Here is a 17,723-nt window from a genome sequence, read left to right on the forward strand (position 1 = left end):
GCGGGATGCAAAATCCTGAATCAGCCTTCAGGATTCTTCGGCGAGGAACAGCTCAAGAAGGGAATTTAAGAACAGCTTGCCGTGCTCGGTGATCTGCCAGTATTCCTCACTCTCGGTGAGATACCTCTGCGCCAGCGCCTCGTCAATCTGTGGACGAATCACCGACTCCGGCAGCCCGGTGTAACGCGCAAATTCCGCGCGCGGCGCGGCTTCCAGCAGACGGAAGCGGTTCATAAAGAACTCAAACGGCTTATCCGCCGCCTCAACGTCGTGCTGACGCTCCAGGTAGCGGCCTTCCATGTATCCACGCGGGTGGCGGGTTTTGGCGGTGCGCAGAATGCGCCCGTCCGGGAAGGTCACCTTGCCGTGCGCGCCGCAGCCAATTCCCAGGTAGTCGCCAAAGCGCCAGTAGTTCAGGTTGTGCTGGCACTGATAGCCCGGCTTCGCGTACGCGGACGTTTCATACTGCTGATAGCCCGCAGCGGTTAGAAGCCTGTGACCCTGCTCGAAGATATCCCACAGCGCGTCGTCGTCCGGCAGCACCGGCGGGCGGGAACCGAACAGCGTGTTTGGCTCGATGGTGAGCTGATACCACGACAGGTGCGGCGGGTTCAGTTCGATCGCCTGGCGCAGGTCGTCCAGCGCCTCTTCCAGCGACTGATCCGGCAGGCCGTGCATCAAATCCAGGTTAAAGCTGCGAAGGCCCAGCCCGGTCGCCAGGTTTGCCGCGCGCTTCGCCTCTTCCGGGCCGTGAATGCGCCCCAGACGTTTTAGCTTCGGTTCGCTAAAGCTCTGGACGCCGATGGAGATGCGGTTCACGCCCGCGCGCTGATACTCGACGAAACGGTCGGCCTCAACGGTGCCGGGGTTGGCTTCCATCGTAATTTCCGCATCCGCCGCCAGGTTCAGGCGCGCGCGCACGCCGTCCAGCAGCGTCTGCATCGCCGGGCCGGACAGCAGGCTCGGCGTACCGCCACCAATGAAAATGGTCTTAACTTCACGTCCCTGTGCGTAAGCGACATCGGCGTCCAGGTCGGCCAGCAGATGCGCAACGTAGTCATCATGCGGCACCTCGCCCTTCAGCGCGTGAGAGTTGAAATCGCAGTATGGGCATTTCTGCACGCACCACGGGATGTGAATATAAAGACTCAGAGGCGGCAAATTAGCCATTACGCAGTGCTTCCAGTAACAGTTTCAGCGCGCGTCCTCGGTGGGATATCGCGCTTTTCTCTTCGCGGGTCAGTTCCGCAGCGGTTTTGCCCTCGGTCGGGACAAAGAAAATCGGGTCGTAGCCAAAGCCGCCGTTGCCAGCCGCTTCACGGGTTATCACGCCCGGCCAGCTGCCGTGACAGACGATCGGCGTCGGGTCTTCCGCGTGGCGCATATAGACCAGCACGCAGTGGAACTGCGCGGTGCGCTGTTCGTCCGGTACGTCTTTCAGGGCGACAAGCAGCTTTTCCAGATTCTGCTGGTCGGTGGCGTCCACGCCGGAATAGCGCGCAGAGTAAATCCCCGGTGCACCGCCCAGGAAGTCCACGGCCAGGCCGGAGTCGTCGGCAATTGCTGGCAGGCCGGTAATCTGCGCGGCGTGGCGCGCTTTCAGGATCGCGTTTTCGATAAACGTCAGCCCCGTCTCTTCGGCGGACTCCACGCCAAGATCGGTCTGGGCGACCACGTTCAGCCCAAAATCATTTAATAGCGAGGCCAGCTCGCGCACTTTACCGGCGTTGCCGGTCGCGAGAACAACTTTCTGCATGGTTTAGTCCTGTTCTTTCAGAGCCGCGACTTCCGTCGGGATAGATTGCGGATTAAGGATTTTTACCTGTTTATGTCGACCCAGTTCACCTTTTTCAATGATGACCTGGCTTTTGGCGACGCGAAACTGTTTTGCCAGATATTTGGTCAGATGCGCGTTCGCCTGGCCGTCAACCGGCGGGGCGGTGATGGCGACTTTTAACTCGTCGCCATGCAGCCCAACAATACTGTCACGGCTGGCTTTTGGCTGAATATACAGCCGCAAAACCAGCCCGTCAGCGCAGGTGCTTACGGCACTCATAGCGCCATCCACAGCCCCGGCAGCAGCATATTGCCCGTGGACTGTAACAGCTCAGCGATCCCCATGTTGACCACATAGAGCAGCAGAACCAGGATCATCGGGGAAAAATCAATACCGCCCATCGAAGGCAGCAGGTTGCGAATCGGGCGCAGCAGCGGCTCGGCCAGTTGGATCAGCGCATATTCTACCGGACTACGGCCCTGGCTTACCCAGCTCATGATGGCCATGACCAGCAGCACCCAGAAAATCAGCAGGCCGACGGTTTTGACCAGAATCAGGACCGCGGCAATCCAGATAATCGGCTGGAAGGTGATGACCATAAACAGCACGATCGCTTTGATAACGCTCAGAATAAATGCCACCAGCAGAGACGAACTGTCGATGGGACCCATCGCCGGGATAATGCGGCGCAGCGGTCCGACAACAGGTTGCGTGATTTTCACGACAAACTGCGAGAACGGATTGTAAAAATCACAGCGGGCCCACTGCATCCAGACGCGCAGCAAAAGCGCCATCGTATACAGCTCAAGCACTGTTGAGAGCAGGAAAGTCAACGTCTTCATGGCGTTCCTCAGGTTTCCTTATTATTTTGAGTAGTCGCGCGCACCGAAAATTGCCGTACCGATGCGCACCATAGTGCTGCCTGCCGCGATGGCGGCTTCCATATCATCCGACATGCCCAGGGAAAGCGTGTCTACCGTGTTATAGCGCGCTTTAAGCGCCTCAAATGCTACAGCCATTTGCTGTGCCACGGCAAACTGCCTTTCATAACTTGACTCAGGCGCCGGAATGGCCATCAGCCCACGCAGGGTTATGCGCGGAAGGGCGGCCACGTCTGCGGCCAGCGCGTCCAGTTCGCTCAGCGCAATTCCGGACTTGCTGTTTTCGTCGCTGATGTTGACCTGAATCAGCACGTTAAGCGCGGGCATCTCTGCGGGCCGCTGGTCATTCAGGCGGGTAGCAATACGCAGTCGGTCGATGGTGTGGCACCAGTCGAAGTGCTCTGCCACCAGACGGCTTTTGTTCGACTGCAGCGGGCCAATAAAGTGCCATTGCAGGCTCGTCTTCCCCTGTTCCTGGAAGTAGCGAATTTTATCCACGCCTTCCTGCACGTAGTTTTCACCAAACGCCCGCTGGCCTGCATCAATGGCTTCTGCGATGGCGCTCGCAGGCTTGGTTTTGCTGACTGCAAGCAGCGTAATTTCTTCTGAAGCACGGCCGCAGCGCGTTGCGGCGGCTGAGATTTTGTCCCGGACCTGTGCCAGGTTATGCGCAATGTCGTTCATTTTCCGAGGAGTAGTCTATGGATGTGGAAGAAATTGTGGCCCTTAGTGTAAAGCATAACGTCTCCGATCTACACCTGTGCAGTGATTCACCACCGCGCTGGCGCAGATTAGGCCGGCTTGAACCCGCTCCCTTTCCGCCTCCCGACGTTGGGGCGTTATTAAAAGCATGGCTTAACGATGAGCAGCAGGGAACATGGTGGGCAAAGGGGCAGGTGGATTTTGCCGCGACGGTGACGGGAGACCAGCGGCTGCGCGGCAGTGCCTTTAAGCAGATGAGAGGTGTCTCTTTGACGCTGCGGCTGTTGCCGCGTACCTGCCCGCAACTCTCTTCGCTGGGCGCGCCGCGGGCGATCCCGGAACTGTTGTCCAATGACGCCGGGCTGATTCTGGTCACGGGGGCGACCGGCAGCGGCAAATCCACTACGCTGGCGGCGATGGTCGATTTTCTCAACCACCATGCTGACGGCCATATCCTCACGCTTGAAGATCCGGTGGAGTTTATCTACCAGAGCGAGCGTTGCCTGATCCAGCAGCGGGAGATAGGCCAGCACAGCCCGTCATTTGCTGAAGCGCTGCGCGGCGCCTTACGCCAGGATCCGGACGTTATTCTGCTGGGGGAGCTGCGCGACAGCGAAACGATCCGCCTGGCGCTGACGGCGGCGGAAACCGGACATCTGGTGCTGGCGACGCTGCATACGCGCGGGGCATCGCAGGCGATTGAACGGCTGGTCGATACGTTCCCGGCGCAGGAGAAAGATCCGGTGCGTAACCAGCTGGCCGGCAGCCTGCGGGCGGTGCTGGCGCAGAGGCTGCTTCCCGATCTACAGGGCGGGCGCGTCGCGTTGTATGAACTGCTGGTGAACACTGCGGCGGCGGCGAATTTGATTCGCGAAGGGAAAACGTGGCAACTGCCCGGGATCATTCAAACCGGTCAGCAGGCAGGAATGCAGAACTTTGACCAGAGCCTGGCGGAGAGACGGGCGCAGGGGCGGCTGTAGGCCCCTGTGGTTAAAAGCCCTGGTCGAAATAGCTTTCGAGGATAATCACGGCAGAAGCGGAGTCCACGCTGCCTTTGTTGAGCGCACGGAAGCCGCCGTGCTCAAACAGGCCCGCACGCGCTTCGACGGTGCTGAGACGCTCGTCGTGAAGCTTCACGGAGACGCCAAAGCGGCCATGGATTTTATTGGCGAACTTACGCGCCCGGGCGGTAAGCGGCTGTTCTGTGCCGTCCATGTTCAGCGGGAGCCCAACAATCACGTCATCCGGCTGCCACTCTTTGAGCAGACGTTCGATAAGATTCCAGTCGGGCGTGCCGTCATTAGCCTTCAGGGCCGTAAGCGGACGCGCGGTACCGGTGATGCGCTGACCCACGGCGACGCCAATGCTTTTGGTACCAAAATCGAAGGCCAGAAGCGTTCCGCTCATCAGGCGTGCCCCGCTACGCCAGGCATGGTCAGGATATCAATGCCAATCAGTTTCGCCGCGTCACGCCAGCGATCGGCGATAGGGGTTTTAAACAGGATATTCATGTCCGCAGGCGCCGTAAGCCAGGCGTTATCAAGGATCTCTTGCTCAAGCTGGCCTTTCTCCCACGACGAATAGCCCAGCGCCACCAGCACTTCAGAAGGCTGCTCTGCGGTGCCTAGCGTTTCGAGCACATCACGCGAGGTCGTGATGACGGTGTTATCCGAAATTCGAATACTGGAAGAGAATACCGGCGGCGTATGCAGGATAAAGCCGCGATCTTCTGCAAGAGGTCCACCCAGCATCACCGGTTTATCAAGCCGGATTTCCGGCAGTCGCGCTTCAGCCGGTATTTTCAGCTTGTCCAGAATTCCTTCAACCTGAAGATTTTCCAGTGGTTTATTGATGATAATACCCATCGCGCCGTCTTCATTGTATTCACAAATATAAACCACGGCACGGCGAAAAATCGGGTCCTGGAGAGCAGGCATGGCAATAAGAAAGTGATGCTGTAAATTCATTGTCAGAGGTACTGTTTCCTGGTTTAAAAAGCGACAGCGCCCAGTATGGGGACAAACACAGGCGCTGTCACTAATAGTATTGTTAGGTTATTTCTGTAAACGTTTTTCGATAGCGTCCATCAGCATTCCGGTGATCGAAATCGGGAATTCCGCTTCAATTTCACGAATGCAGGTCGGGCTGGTGACGTTCACTTCGGTAAGACGATCGCCGATGATATCCAGGCCAACGAAGATCAGGCCTTTGGCTTTCAGCGTCGGGCCAACGCGGCGGGCAATTTCCCAGTCGCTTTCGGTCAGCGGGCGCGGCTCGCCGCGGCCACCGGCGGCCAGATTACCTCGGGTTTCGCCACCCTGCGGGATACGTGCCAGGCAGTAAGGAACCGGTTCGCCATCCACCACCAGAACGCGTTTGTCGCCGTCTTTGATCGCCGGAATATAGTTCTGCGCCATGCAGTAACGCGTGCCGAGTTCGGTCAGCGTTTCGGCAATCACGCCAATGTTCGGGTCGCTCTCTTTCACGCGGAAAATCGACGCGCCGCCCATGCCGTCCAGCGGCTTCATGATGATATCGCCGTGCTTCTGCCAGAATTCCTTCAGCTGCGCTTTGCTGCGGGTCACCAGGGTTTCCGGCGTCAGGTCAGAGAACCAGGCGGTGTAGAGCTTCTCGTTGCAGTCGCGCAGGCTCTGCGGCTTGTTGACGATCAGCGTGCCTTTCTCTTCTGCACGCTCAAGGATGTAGGTGCTGTAGATGTATTCGGTGTCGAACGGCGGATCTTTACGCATCAGGATCACGTTGAGATCGGCCAGGGCAATGTCCTGCTCGGTGCCGAACTCGTACCATTTGTCGTAGTTTTGCTCGACGTTAACGATGCGGGTGCGCGCGCGCGCTTCACCGTTGATCAGGTAAAGATCGTTCATCTCCATATAGTGGAGTTCATAGCCGCGACGCTGCGCTTCCAGCAGCATGGCGAAGCTGGAATCTTTCTTGATGTTAATGTTTGCGATGGGGTCCATCACGATGCCGAGCTTGATCATGTTCTTCTCCGTTAATGCTTCAACCCAGATCGCCAAACCGTACCTGTAGCGCGGTAATGGCCGTGAGTGCCGTTGTCTCAGTGCGCAGAACGCGAGGTCCCAACAGAATATCAGTAAACTGGTAACGTGCCGTCATCGCAATTTCGTCCGCCGACAGGCCGCCTTCGGGGCCAATCAGCAGGCGTACGCGCTCAACGGGCAGGGGCAACGTATTGATGCTGGCACTGGCGCGCGGATGAAGATTGAGCTTCAGCCCGCTCTCCTCTTCTGCACACCAGTCCTCCAGATCCATCGCCGGGCGGATCTCCGGAATACGATTGCGGCCGCTCTGTTCGCAAGCCGCAATGGCAATTTTCTGCCACTGCTGGATCTTTTTGTTCAGACGTTCCGCATCCAGTTTAACGCCACAGCGCTCAGAAAAAAGTGGCGTAATGAGGCTTACACCCAGTTCAATGGATTTCTGTATGGTGAACTCCATTTTCTCGCCGCGCGACATCACCTGGCCCAGATGGATGTGCAGCGGTGATTCCCGATCATCCACTTCGCCACGCAGGACGTTAACGTGTACGCTTTTTTTATCAGACCGCGTGATTTCCGCGTCGAAAACCTGGTTCGAACCGTCGAACAGCTGTATTGCCTGACCTGCGCCCATGCGCAGCACGCGGCCAACGTGGTTGGCGGCGTCATCAGACAGGGCGATTTCGCGGCCTGCGGTAATCAGTTCAGGATGGTAAATGCGGGGAATGCGCATAGTCAGAAATTCCATGTGTCATGCGATATAAGCGAATGGCCGTAGTGTAGGTTAGCTCTTTTGCGCCTGGCAAGCCCGCTGGACGTAAGGGTTGTGATTCCCCTGGACTCTGGCGATGCGCTCGTCGCGCTGGCATTCCCATTCCGTCACCGGGTACTGCTTGTCCCAGGCGTTGAACAGCTGCGTCTGCTGGCGGGAGAGGTTGAGGTCGTAACGGTCACGCATATAGAAGTAGGTACGGGCGATACTGCCGCGCGCGCGGGCAGGGGGCTCGGCGACTTTCTCTTTAAAATCAACCTTCATACCGCACTGCCCGTACTGGCCTTCGCCACCGTTCCACTGGCTGTACATGAAATTACCCCGGTCGCCGTTCACTTCACCTACGGCAGGCTGCAGGTTATGCATATCGCTTTCCATCTGGCGATAAACCGGATCTTTGGCGCAGTTTTTACGTCCGCCATCCTGCCAGCACTGGCGCTGGTGGCCAAACTGCCAGGCCGGAACGACATGCTCCCATTCAATACGGCTGGCGCGGTTTTCGTTTTTACGCACCTTATAGCCGCAGGACTCAAGGTCAACGACCCCTTTTTTACCCTGCCAGTTAATTTTACAGCCGCAGTAGAAATCGCCCGGCACATCGGCGTTCACCTTCACGCCTGCTGCCTTAGCCTGGGAAAAACTGTTGATACCGTCGGCCAGAGCATGGCCTGAGAGCGCCGTCGTCAGAAAGGCGACCGCGAGAGAAAAATTACGGGACATCTTACACTCCGTGTCAAAACGAGCCCGCAACGTAACGAATGTTGTTCCCGTATGCAATCAGTCAGATCAGGAAAGTTCCTGAAAGTTCAGATGATTATTCCGCAACCAGCGGCTCGCCGCATTTGACGCAGCGGTAAGTCGCCTCGCCGCGCACCACGCGATTATGGCGGCGGACGGTAAGCTGGTGCTGCTGACACTGGCAGCGGTAGGGGAAGGTATTGCGGCGCACCGATTCCAGCTCGAACTGGTGGGTACGGCGTGCCGGAACGCCGAGCACCGCTTCCATCATCCACTTCCACTCTTTTCCGTGGGGCGCGACGCGTCCGAAGTGTTTCCACACCAGCAAATGCGCCAGCTCGTGCGGTACCACTTCCTCGATAAACGCCTGCTGGTTTTCCATCATCAGCACCGGGTTAAGGCGGATCTCATAGGGCTCGAGCCAGGCAGTACCCGCCGCGGTTCCGCGCTGCTGATAAACGATCTTAGGTTCAGGGTAATTGCGACCGAGGTTCAGGTTCGCCTGGGCGAGTTTTTCCCGCAGGCAGCGCATAACGGCTTGCTGAAGGGCGATGGGGAGACGGGGCGCTTTCATAGGGGCAGAGCATAAAGCGCGAAGCGGGGAGGCGCAAGAGGCGCCTCCCGCATGAGGATCAGTCGTGGGCGCCGATTTCGCGCAGCGGACGACCTTTCATCAGGTTACGTTCAATATGTTCCAGAGAAACGTGTTTGGTTTCTGGAACCAGCCAGATAGTCAGCACAATAAAGAAGATGTTCAGACCAGCGTAGACCCAGAAGGTGTTCGCGTTGCCCAGGGTATTGAGCATGGTCAGGAACGTTGCGCCGACAATCATGTTGGCAATCCAGTTGGTTGCGGTAGAGCAGGTGATACCAAAATCACGCCCTTTCAGCGGCTGGATCTCAGAGCACAGTACCCAAATCAGCGGGCCGGCGCTCATCGCAAACCCGACGATAAACATCAGCAGCATGCCGACCGCAAAGTACTGGGCGGTTGGTGAGTGAATGCCCACATGCATCATGGTACCGAGGACACCCATACCGGCAGCCATCACCAGGAAGCCCAGCGTCAGGGTTGGCTTACGTCCCCAGCGGTCCACCAGACCGATGGCGATAAAGGTCGCCAGCACGTTGGTCAGACCCACGATGACGGTCCCCCACATCTGCTCGGTGGTGTTGGTATAGCCCGCCAGCTCAAAGATTTTTGGCGCGTAATACATGATGACGTTCATCCCGGTGAACTGCTGCATCACCTGAAGCAGCACGCCGAGGAACACCGCGCGGCGGAAGTTGCTGTTCTCTTTAAACAGCGCCCAGCCGGACTGTTTGACCTTCAGGCTTTCGCGGATCTCTTCCAGCTCGTTTTTCGCTTCGGCGCTGGTGTCGCGCAGGCGCATCAGTACGCGTTCGGCATCGTGGAATCGACGTTTCGCGGCGAACCAGCGCGGGCTGTCCGGCAGGAAGAAGACGCCAATCAGCAGCAGAATGGCCGGAATGATGATCACGCCGAGCATCCAGCGCCATGCGCCGCTGTAGCTAAACGCGGTATCGGAAAGATACGCGCCCAAAATACCGATGGTGATCATGAGCTGATACATCGAAATCATACTGCCGCGGATTTTCTCCGGCGCGATTTCAGACAGGTAAAGCGGGGCGGTATAGGACGCCACGCCCACGGCCAGACCGAGCAGCACGCGGGAAACCAGCAGGACCTCAACGTTAGGCGCAGCGGCAGAGAAGAGTGAACCGGCAACGAACAGGATCGCGCCGATCATCAGGCTCTTTTTACGCCCGAGCTTGAAGGAGAGCCAGCCGCTGCCGACGGCACCCACTGCGGCGCCGAACATCATGGAGCTGACCACCCACTCCTGGGTGTGAGCGCTGATCTGGAACTCGTCAGTGATGAAAGGTAATGCACCGGCAATGACGCCGATATCCAGGCCAAAAAGTAATCCTGCCAGGGCGGCGAGGAAACAGACGAAGAATGTCATCGCCTTGTTGGACGTACGCCCCTGTTTTTTATTGTCAGGCATTATGCCCTCCAGTTGGGTTATCAGTTTTATTGATGTAAAGGGTAGGTGAGTGACCCGTAAAAATATGTGAGATTAATCACATAGGTGTAATCGGTTACACTAACGCGGAACCGTAAAAATAATTAAAGCTTTGAAAATATAGAGGTAAACGAGGTGATATGCATCGCGAAAGAACACATTTCAGACTTAACTGAAAGGAGATGTAACAGCAGAAGAAAGGCGATCATGCAAAGAGAATATTCTGAAAGCGAGACGCATCCGGTGCGGTGTAATCGGTACCATATGTGCACCTTTGCGGCGCCACCAATAAAAAAAGGCCAGCCCGAAGGCTGGCCTTTTATCACGCAGATGTCAGTCGATTACTTCAGACCGGCAGCTTCACGCAGCAGGGCGGCTTTGTCGGTTTTTTCCCATGGGAAATGTTCACGACCAAAGTGACCGTATGCAGCGGTTTCTTTGTAGATTGGGTGCAGCAGATCCAGCATCTGAATCAGGCCGTATGGACGCAGGTCGAAGAACTCGCGCACCAGCAGCGTCAGCTGTTCTGAAGGCACTTTTTCAGTACCGAAGGTTTCAACCATGATGGAGGTTGGCTCAGCTACGCCGATCGCGTAGGAAACCTGGATCTCACAGCGGTCAGCTAGGCCGGCAGCAACGATGTTTTTCGCCACATAACGTGCAGCGTACGCCGCAGAACGGTCAACTTTAGACGGATCTTTACCGGAGAATGCACCGCCACCGTGGCGCGCCATGCCGCCGTAGGTATCAACGATGATTTTACGACCGGTCAGACCGCAGTCACCCATTGGGCCGCCGATAACGAAGCGACCGGTTGGGTTGATGAAGAATTTGGTCGCAGAGCTCAGCCATTCGGTCGGCAGAACCGGCTTGATGATCTCTTCCATCACTGCTTCCTGCAGGGATTTCTGATCGATATCTTCGGAGTGCTGGGTAGACAGCACTACCGCGTCAATCCCAACGATTTTGCCGTCGTCATACTGGAAGGTGACCTGGCTTTTCGCATCCGGGCGCAGCCATGGCAGGGTACCATTTTTACGAACTTCAGCCTGACGCTGCACCAGACGGTGTGCGTAGGTGACCGGTGCTGGCATCAGCACGTCGGTTTCGTTGGTTGCATAGCCGAACATCAGGCCCTGGTCGCCCGCGCCCTGTTCCAGCGGATCGGCACGGTCAACGCCCTGGTTGATGTCTGGAGACTGTTTGCCAATCGCGCTCAGAACCGCGCAGGAGTTGGCATCAAAGCCCATATCAGAATGCACATAGCCGATCTCACGCACCGTGTTACGGGTGATCTCTTCGATATCAACCCATGCGCTGGTGGTGATCTCACCGCCAACCAGAACCATGCCGGTTTTGACATAGGTTTCGCACGCTACGCGCGCTTTAGGATCCTGCGCCAGGATCGCATCCAGCACCGCATCGGAGATTTGGTCAGCAATTTTATCAGGATGTCCTTCTGATACGGACTCGGACGTAAACAGGTGTTTTGCCATGTTTTATTTCACCTAAGAGGAATTTGGTTAGCTCAAGCTGCTGTGTGGAATAGCCAAAGGAGATAATTCTACCAAGGCCTGCAGGTTTTTGACACTGGCAGTATGAGTGTTAATCAGTATAGATGGATTAACATCTGGATGGCTATTTTAGGTCACTTCTTCGCCCGATTTCCAGTTTTTTTTGACTAACCTCTCACTCGGTTGAAATTGCTGCTGGCAATAATTCCTGACGGCCCCGGCAACACGCACATTTATCTTTTGCTTTTTACCCCTGTTCTCGGTATAAAACGCGGCGCGCGGCTCATATAAAATAAGCGCTCGATGAACTCATCGTGTCGCCACTTCCAGCCGGGTTAAGCAGTGAACTTTTAGCTTTGGCTTGTGGTCCGTTTCAACAGAGGCGGCCGTGGAGGTGATACGAGATAATGAACCATCGTTTTCCGCACATTCAGCGCAGCCGTTCTGGCGCGTATTTGATTCCCGCAACCCGCATTTCTAGTCTGCAAACCTGCCGATGTTATACCCATCTCGGCGCTTCTCAGGATTCCAGGGCCGGTCACGCTTTGTGAAAACTGAACAAGGGCGCTCTTGTTAATACAAGAGTTTTCTCGTGGTTTCGCCGAACCTTGTCATACAGAGTTCGGATACGTGTTTTACAATGATATGAATAAGAAACCGGTCGCACGGTCTGGTTTTCAGCATACTCTGCTGGGAAACGGAGCCGTTTATGGGTTGTTATCGCCGTATAACGCTGCGATAGTAGTCAACTGTTTTACACTTATTACAAAGAGTTGAGGTTCGCTATGTCTGACGACATGTCTTCTTTTTCGCCTTCGTCAGCGGGCGAACAGGGTGTACTACGTTCTATGCAGGAGGTTGCGATGAGCTCCGAGGAAGCCAGCAAGATGCTGCGCACTTACAATATTGCCTGGTGGGGCAATAACTACTACGACGTTAACGAACTGGGCCACATTAGCGTCTGCCCGGATCCGGACGTCCCTGAAGCGCGCGTGGATCTCGCGAAACTGGTGAAAGCCCGTGAGGCTCAGGGCCAGCGTTTGCCTGCACTGTTCTGCTTCCCGCAGATCCTGCAACATCGCCTGCGTTCTATTAACGCCGCGTTCAAACGCGCGCGTGAATCCTACGGCTATAAAGGCGACTACTTCCTGGTTTACCCGATCAAGGTGAACCAGCACCGCCGCGTGATTGAATCCCTGATCCACTCCGGCGAGCCGCTGGGTCTGGAAGCAGGTTCCAAAGCGGAGCTGATGGCGGTTCTGGCGCATGCGGGCATGACCCGTTCAGTGATCGTCTGTAACGGCTATAAAGACCGTGAATACATTCGTCTGGCGCTGATTGGCGAGAAGATGGGCCACAAGGTCTATCTGGTTATCGAAAAGATGACCGAAATCGCCATCGTGCTGGAAGAGGCCGAGCGTCTGAACGTGGTGCCGCGCCTTGGCGTGCGTGCGCGTCTGGCGTCACAAGGTTCCGGTAAATGGCAGTCCTCCGGCGGTGAAAAATCCAAGTTTGGCCTGGCGGCAAACCAGGTGCTGCAGCTGGTGGAAATCCTGCGCGAGCGCGGTCGTCTGGACAGCATTCAGCTGCTGCACTTCCACCTCGGTTCGCAGATGGCCAATATTCGCGACATCGCCACCGGCGTGCGTGAATCCGCGCGTTTCTACGTCGAGCTGCACAAGCTTGGCGTGAATATTCAGTGCTTCGACGTGGGCGGCGGCCTCGGCGTGGACTACGAAGGGACCCGCTCGCAGTCTGACTGCTCTGTAAACTACGGCCTGAACGAATACGCGAACAACATCATCTGGGCGATCGGCGATGCCTGTGAAGAAAACGGCCTGCCGCACCCGACGGTGATCACCGAATCCGGTCGCGCGGTCACCGCGCACCATACGGTGCTGGTCTCTAACATCATCGGCGTGGAGCGTAGCGAAATCTCCGAGGCAACGCCTCCGGCAGACGATGCCCCGCGTTCCCTGCAAAGCATGTGGGAAACCTGGCAGGAAATGCACGAGCCGGGCACGCGTCGTTCCCTGCGCGAATGGCTGCACGACAGCCAGATGGATCTGCATGACATTCACGTGGGTTATTCTTCAGGCACCTTCAGCCTGCAGGAGCGCGCGTGGGCGGAGCAGCTCTACCTGAACATGTGCCATGAAGTGCAGAAGCAGCTCGACCCGAGCAACCGCGCGCACCGTCCGATTATCGACGAGCTGCAGGAGCGTATGGCGGATAAGATTTACGTCAACTTCTCGCTGTTCCAGTCGATGCCGGATGCCTGGGGTATCGACCAGCTGTTCCCGGTTCTGCCGCTGGAAGGGCTGAACCACGCGCCGGAACGCCGTGCGGTGCTGCTGGACATCACCTGTGACTCCGACGGTGCCATCGACCACTACGTCGACGGCGACGGTATCGCAACGACGATGCCAATGCCGGAATACGACCCGGAGAACCCGCCGATGCTGGGCTTCTTTATGGTCGGCGCGTATCAGGAGATCCTCGGTAACATGCACAACCTGTTCGGTGATACCGAAGCGGTGGACGTGTTCGTGTTCCCTGACGGCAACGTGGAAATCGAGCTGTCCGATGAAGGGGACACCGTGGCGGACATGCTGGAATACGTTCAGCTGGATCCGAAAAAACTGCTCACCCAGTTCCGCGACCAGGTGAAAAACACCGGGCTGGACGATGCGCTCCAGCAGCAGTTCCTGGAAGAGTTTGAAGCGGGTCTGTACGGGTACACTTACCTGGAAGACGAGTAGCCGCTGATGCCCGGTGGCGCTGCGCTTACCGGGCCTACGAATGTAGGCCGGATAAGCGCAGCCGTCATCCGGCAGAATGCTATACTCACTTGAACCCGTATGCATTACCGGCGATAATTCGCCCCAATAAGCGATTTACGAATCAATCCCTTCCTCGTCGGGTTTAACGACGCGGAGGGGATTTTTTTTCATCTGTTTTTAATGTATCGACTTTAAAAGAGGTCAGGACATGAGCACTTTAGGTCATCAGTACGATAACTCTCTGGTATCTAACGCGTTTGGTTTTTTACGCCTTCCGATGAACTTCCAGCCGTACGACAGCGACGCTGACTGGGTGATCACCGGCGTGCCGTTCGATATGGCAACATCTGGCCGCGCGGGTGGTCGTCACGGCCCGGCAGCAATCCGTCAGGTTTCCACAAACCTGGCCTGGGAGCATAACCGCTTCCCGTGGAACTTCGACATGCGCGAGCGCCTGAACGTGGTGGACTGCGGTGACCTGGTGTACGCCTTCGGCGACGCGCGTGAGATGAGCGAGAAGCTGCAGGCGCACGCCGAGAAGCTGCTGGCGGCCGGTAAGCGCATGCTCTCCTTCGGCGGTGACCACTTCGTGACCCTGCCGCTGCTGCGCGCCCATGCGAAGCACTTCGGTAAAATGGCGCTGGTGCACTTCGATGCTCATACCGACACCTACGCGAACGGCTGCGAGTTTGACCATGGCACTATGTTCTTCACCGCGCCGAACGAAGGTCTGATCGACCCGAACCACTCCGTGCAGATCGGCATCCGCACCGAGTTCGACAAAGACAACGGCTTCACCGTGCTGGACGCGGGCCAGGTTAACGATCGCGGCGTCGACGACATCATCGCTCAGGTGAAGCAGATCGTGGGTGATATGCCTGTGTATCTGACCTTCGACATCGACTGCCTGGATCCGGCATTTGCACCGGGCACCGGTACGCCGGTCATCGGCGGTTTGACCTCAGATCGTGCCATTAAGCTGGTGCGCGGCCTGAAGGATCTGAACATTGTCGGGATGGACGTGGTGGAAGTGGCGCCTGCGTACGACCAGTCCGAGATCACCGCGCTGGCCGCAGCGACTCTGGCGCTGGAAATGCTCTACATTCAGGCAGCCAAAAAAGGCGAATAAGCCTCGCCTTGCGTGAAAAAAAACCTCTCTCTCGAGAGGTTTTTTATTGCCTTTAGAACACGTTAAACGGGTATTCCACGTAAGCGCGGATCTCATCCCCGCCCACGTTGTACTCGCTGGCGTTGCCGGAGACGCGCAGTACGGAGTAACGCAGTTTCAGCTTCAGATCCTTCGCCGGACCATCCTGCACCTGGTACTGGATCTGGTTAAACCACTCGTGCTCTTTGCCGTTGCTGGTTTCAGAGGTTTTGATGTTATCGCCGCGCACGTATGCGGTGGTCCAGCTCAGGCCCGGTAAGCCAAGGCCGGCAAAGTCCAGACCGTAGGATGCCTGCCAGGAACGTTCATCTTCGCCGTTAAAATCAGACCAGTAGGAGTTCGCCAGCCAGATGGTGTTACCACCGTCACCCACACCGCCCTTGTCGCGATAGCCGCCGTAGTTGTAGCCGGTGCTGCCGCTGCTCTGCTGGTATGCCACTTTGAACGTGTGAATGTCCCAGATGTAGCTCGCCACCAGGCTCCAGATGGTGTTGCTGCGGCCCGTGTCGAGGCTGTCCGCGTAGCCCTGGTCAAGACGGGAGTTATAGCCGTTGAAGTCGAGTACCAGCTGCTGCCCAGTGCTGAACGGCTGTTTGAAGTTCATGCCCAGGTACTGCTTGTTCATTACCTCTTCATTATGAGAGGCGTACAGCGCGCCGCTGAACTGGTCGTTAAACTGATAGCTCGCACCGCCGAAGGAGAGGCTCTTCAGTCCGCTGTCGTGGCGGTCATCGCTTTTACGCTGCTCGTCGGTGAAGTAACCAGCGTTGACTTCCAGACCGTCGATCTCTTTCGAGGTCAGCATGGTGCCGGTGTAGCTTTCAAACAGCAGACGGGAGCTGTCGGCATTTATGATAGGCAGCTCTGGACGCTGATTTCCGTAGCTCAGCACGGTGTTTGATATACGCATTTTGGCGGTGGCGCCAAATTTTGCCAGATCGGATTTTGCCCGGCCATCATCTTCCTGTTTAAAGAAGTCGATGCCACCTGCGCCGCTTTTGCCACGGCCGCCGTCCAGGCGCACACCGTATTGAGCAATACCGTCCACACCAAAGCCCACCAGCCCTTCGGTATAGCCGGATGCAAACGTGGCGATGATCCCCTGACCCCATTCGGCTTTGTCCTGCTGGCCCTGATGGTAGTCGCGGCTGATATACGCATTGCGTAAAAACAGATCCAGATGGCTGTCGTCAATAAAACCCTGGCTGTCGGATTGCTGGCTTGCAGCGGCAGGTAATGCGGCAAATAAACTTAAAGCAATTAATGATAATTCTTTTTTCACGGAGGGAACGTCTCTGTCTGGATATATTAATTTGAATAACTGCGGGGGGATAATTACCGGAAAAAGTGACCTTTGCAATAATTATGTGACCAGACATTTCAATGCGATAGGGCAGATTTGGCAGGGCTTTCAGAGGTGTTATCGATACGTGCTGTTAAGTTAACAATTCATGCGAAATAAAAAGGAGGCAAAACTGCCTCCTTCTAAAATTATTTAATTCCGTCTGCGGCCATACGGTCGCGAATATGCTGTGCACGTTCTTCCGAAGCCGGATGATCGTCAAACATGGAGCTTTGGCGTCCCGCTTCCAGCTTGGCCAGTTTTTCAAAGCTGGTGGCTAAACCTGATGGGTTAATGCCGCGTTTGCGCAACAGGTCGTAGGAGTAGTCATCCGCCTCGGACTCCTGACGCTGTGAGAACTGAGAGTTAACCAGTTTTTCTCCCACGTCGCCAAGCTGTGACTGCGACAGGCTGCCAACGATACCGCCCGCTGAGGCCGCCGCTGCGCGGATGGCATTGGTGCCTAACGCAACCTGCATCCCTTTCTTCACGTGTCCCAGGGCAACGTGGCCCATTTCGTGGCCGATCACCGCTTCCACTTCGTTGTCAGTCATCATGTCCATCAGCCCGCTATAGACGCGGATACAGCCGTTCGCCATCGCGAAGGCGTTCACGTCTTTCGCCATGTACACCTTGTAGTTCACCGGCTGGCCGTTGATGTTGTCGCCCAGCGCGGAAGCAATCTTATTCAGACGCTGCGTGTAGGTACTGTTAGCCGGCGCAAGCGTGGCTTTTCCGTCCATATCTTTACAGGCCTGGTCGCTCAGCGCTTTCACCTGCGCATCGCTCAGCGAATAGGCCTGAAAGGCCTCTGCGCCTGACGTCATCAGACCGTTAGAATCCATATTCTGACAGCCGCTCAGCAGGAGCGTTGTACCCAGGGCCAGCACTATTGCACGCATTTTCATGAGGTTGCTTCCGTACTCGTTAAACTGAATAAAATCCGAAAAGGGCACCGTCAGCGAAGCCGGTGTCGGG

At 56.5% G+C, this 17,723-nt stretch carries 20 protein-coding genes; 5 read left to right on the forward strand and 15 right to left on the reverse strand.

Annotated elements, in window-relative coordinates:
• Window positions 1–27 precede the first annotated feature (27 nt).
• The 5 genes from hemW to ACJ69_RS20895 are packed head-to-tail and all read right to left on the reverse strand — an operon-like array spanning window position 28 to window position 3,342.
• Entirely contained in the window at window positions 28–1,170 is a 1,143-nt protein-coding gene (gene hemW / locus ACJ69_RS20875) for a radical SAM family heme chaperone HemW (RefSeq protein WP_059347696.1), read from the reverse strand.
• Window positions 1,163–1,756, reverse strand: a complete 594-nt coding sequence (locus ACJ69_RS20880) for an XTP/dITP diphosphatase (protein ID WP_059347697.1) — start codon at window positions 1,754–1,756, stop codon at window positions 1,163–1,165. The genes hemW and ACJ69_RS20880 overlap by 8 nt, the downstream gene beginning before the upstream one ends.
• Before the next feature lie 3 nt (window positions 1,757–1,759).
• Window positions 1,760–2,056 carry a DUF167 family protein YggU gene (gene yggU, locus ACJ69_RS20885; protein WP_023333349.1) on the reverse strand — a complete coding sequence of 99 codons (297 nt, stop codon included), beginning with the start codon at window positions 2,054–2,056 and terminating at the stop codon, window positions 1,760–1,762.
• On the reverse strand, window positions 2,053–2,619 hold the full coding sequence (locus ACJ69_RS20890) for a YggT family protein (protein ID WP_010435467.1): 567 nt from the start codon (window positions 2,617–2,619) through the stop codon (window positions 2,053–2,055). The genes yggU and ACJ69_RS20890 overlap by 4 nt, the downstream gene beginning before the upstream one ends.
• A gap of 21 nt (window positions 2,620–2,640) precedes the next feature.
• Window positions 2,641–3,342 carry a YggS family pyridoxal phosphate-dependent enzyme gene (locus tag ACJ69_RS20895; RefSeq protein ID WP_059347699.1) on the reverse strand — a complete coding sequence of 234 codons (702 nt, stop codon included), beginning with the start codon at window positions 3,340–3,342 and terminating at the stop codon, window positions 2,641–2,643.
• Window positions 3,343–3,359: 17 nt separating this feature from the next.
• On the opposite strand from ACJ69_RS20895, the gene ACJ69_RS20900 reads away from it, so the two are divergent.
• Window positions 3,360–4,340, forward strand: coding sequence for a type IV pilus twitching motility protein PilT (locus ACJ69_RS20900; RefSeq protein WP_059347700.1), 981 nt, complete (start codon window positions 3,360–3,362; stop codon window positions 4,338–4,340).
• A gap of 10 nt (window positions 4,341–4,350) precedes the next feature.
• On the opposite strand, the gene ruvX is transcribed toward ACJ69_RS20900, so the two are convergent.
• From ruvX to metK, 8 genes are all read right to left on the reverse strand, one after another.
• The gene (ruvX, locus tag ACJ69_RS20905) at window positions 4,351–4,767 is read right to left on the reverse strand and encodes a Holliday junction resolvase RuvX (RefSeq protein ID WP_029739223.1); all 417 of its coding nucleotides are present in this window, start codon (window positions 4,765–4,767) and stop codon (window positions 4,351–4,353) included.
• Window positions 4,767–5,327, reverse strand: a complete 561-nt coding sequence (locus ACJ69_RS20910) for a YqgE/AlgH family protein (protein WP_008499752.1) — start codon at window positions 5,325–5,327, stop codon at window positions 4,767–4,769. Before ACJ69_RS20910 ends, ruvX begins: the two co-directional genes overlap by 1 nt.
• Window positions 5,328–5,414: 87 nt before the next feature.
• The gene (gene gshB / locus ACJ69_RS20915) at window positions 5,415–6,362 is read right to left on the reverse strand and encodes a glutathione synthase (RefSeq protein WP_029739222.1); all 948 of its coding nucleotides are present in this window, start codon (window positions 6,360–6,362) and stop codon (window positions 5,415–5,417) included.
• Between the two features lie 19 nt (window positions 6,363–6,381).
• Entirely contained in the window at window positions 6,382–7,113 is a 732-nt protein-coding gene (rsmE, locus tag ACJ69_RS20920; RefSeq protein ID WP_023309126.1) for a 16S rRNA (uracil(1498)-N(3))-methyltransferase, read from the reverse strand.
• Between the two features lie 51 nt (window positions 7,114–7,164).
• A complete protein-coding gene (gene endA / locus ACJ69_RS20925; RefSeq protein WP_023333343.1) occupies window positions 7,165–7,872 on the reverse strand; it encodes a deoxyribonuclease I in 708 nt (235 codons plus the stop codon).
• Window positions 7,873–7,966: 94 nt separating this feature from the next.
• On the reverse strand, window positions 7,967–8,464 hold the full coding sequence (locus ACJ69_RS20930) for a SprT family zinc-dependent metalloprotease (RefSeq protein WP_059347701.1): 498 nt from the start codon (window positions 8,462–8,464) through the stop codon (window positions 7,967–7,969).
• Between the two features lie 58 nt (window positions 8,465–8,522).
• Window positions 8,523–9,920, reverse strand: a complete 1,398-nt coding sequence (gene galP, locus ACJ69_RS20935; protein WP_023309123.1) for a galactose/proton symporter — start codon at window positions 9,918–9,920, stop codon at window positions 8,523–8,525.
• Between the two features lie 359 nt (window positions 9,921–10,279).
• Complete coding sequence (metK, locus tag ACJ69_RS20940; RefSeq protein ID WP_010435443.1) at window positions 10,280–11,434, reverse strand: methionine adenosyltransferase; 1,155 nt, start codon at window positions 11,432–11,434, stop codon at window positions 10,280–10,282.
• Between the two features lie 425 nt (window positions 11,435–11,859).
• On the opposite strand from metK, the gene ACJ69_RS26060 reads away from it, so the two are divergent.
• The 4 genes from ACJ69_RS26060 (at window position 11,860) to speB (ending at window position 15,364) form a co-directional block, all read left to right on the forward strand.
• Entirely contained in the window at window positions 11,860–12,003 is a 144-nt protein-coding gene (locus ACJ69_RS26060) for a hypothetical protein (protein WP_419095317.1), read from the forward strand.
• Window positions 12,004–12,097: 94 nt separating this feature from the next.
• Entirely contained in the window at window positions 12,098–12,229 is a 132-nt protein-coding gene (yqgB, locus tag ACJ69_RS24630) for an acid stress response protein YqgB (protein ID WP_127341063.1), read from the forward strand.
• A gap of 8 nt (window positions 12,230–12,237) precedes the next feature.
• Window positions 12,238–14,214: a biosynthetic arginine decarboxylase gene (gene speA / locus ACJ69_RS20945; RefSeq protein WP_023309121.1), complete on the forward strand. Its 1,977-nt coding sequence runs from the start codon at window positions 12,238–12,240 to the stop codon at window positions 14,212–14,214.
• A gap of 229 nt (window positions 14,215–14,443) precedes the next feature.
• A complete protein-coding gene (gene speB / locus ACJ69_RS20950) occupies window positions 14,444–15,364 on the forward strand; it encodes an agmatinase (RefSeq protein ID WP_014071686.1) in 921 nt (306 codons plus the stop codon).
• A gap of 52 nt (window positions 15,365–15,416) precedes the next feature.
• Here the strand turns inward: speB and ACJ69_RS20955 are convergent, their stop codons facing one another.
• Together ACJ69_RS20955 and loiP are read right to left on the reverse strand one after the other, a co-directional pair.
• On the reverse strand, window positions 15,417–16,685 hold the full coding sequence (locus tag ACJ69_RS20955; protein WP_059347702.1) for an OprD family outer membrane porin: 1,269 nt from the start codon (window positions 16,683–16,685) through the stop codon (window positions 15,417–15,419).
• Window positions 16,686–16,894: 209 nt separating this feature from the next.
• Window positions 16,895–17,653: a metalloprotease LoiP gene (gene loiP, locus ACJ69_RS20960; protein ID WP_021242066.1), complete on the reverse strand. Its 759-nt coding sequence runs from the start codon at window positions 17,651–17,653 to the stop codon at window positions 16,895–16,897.
• Between the last annotated feature and the right edge of the window lie 70 nt (window positions 17,654–17,723).

The sequence above is a fragment of the Enterobacter asburiae genome (genome assembly GCF_001521715.1).
Lineage (GTDB): Bacteria > Pseudomonadota > Gammaproteobacteria > Enterobacterales > Enterobacteriaceae > Enterobacter > Enterobacter asburiae.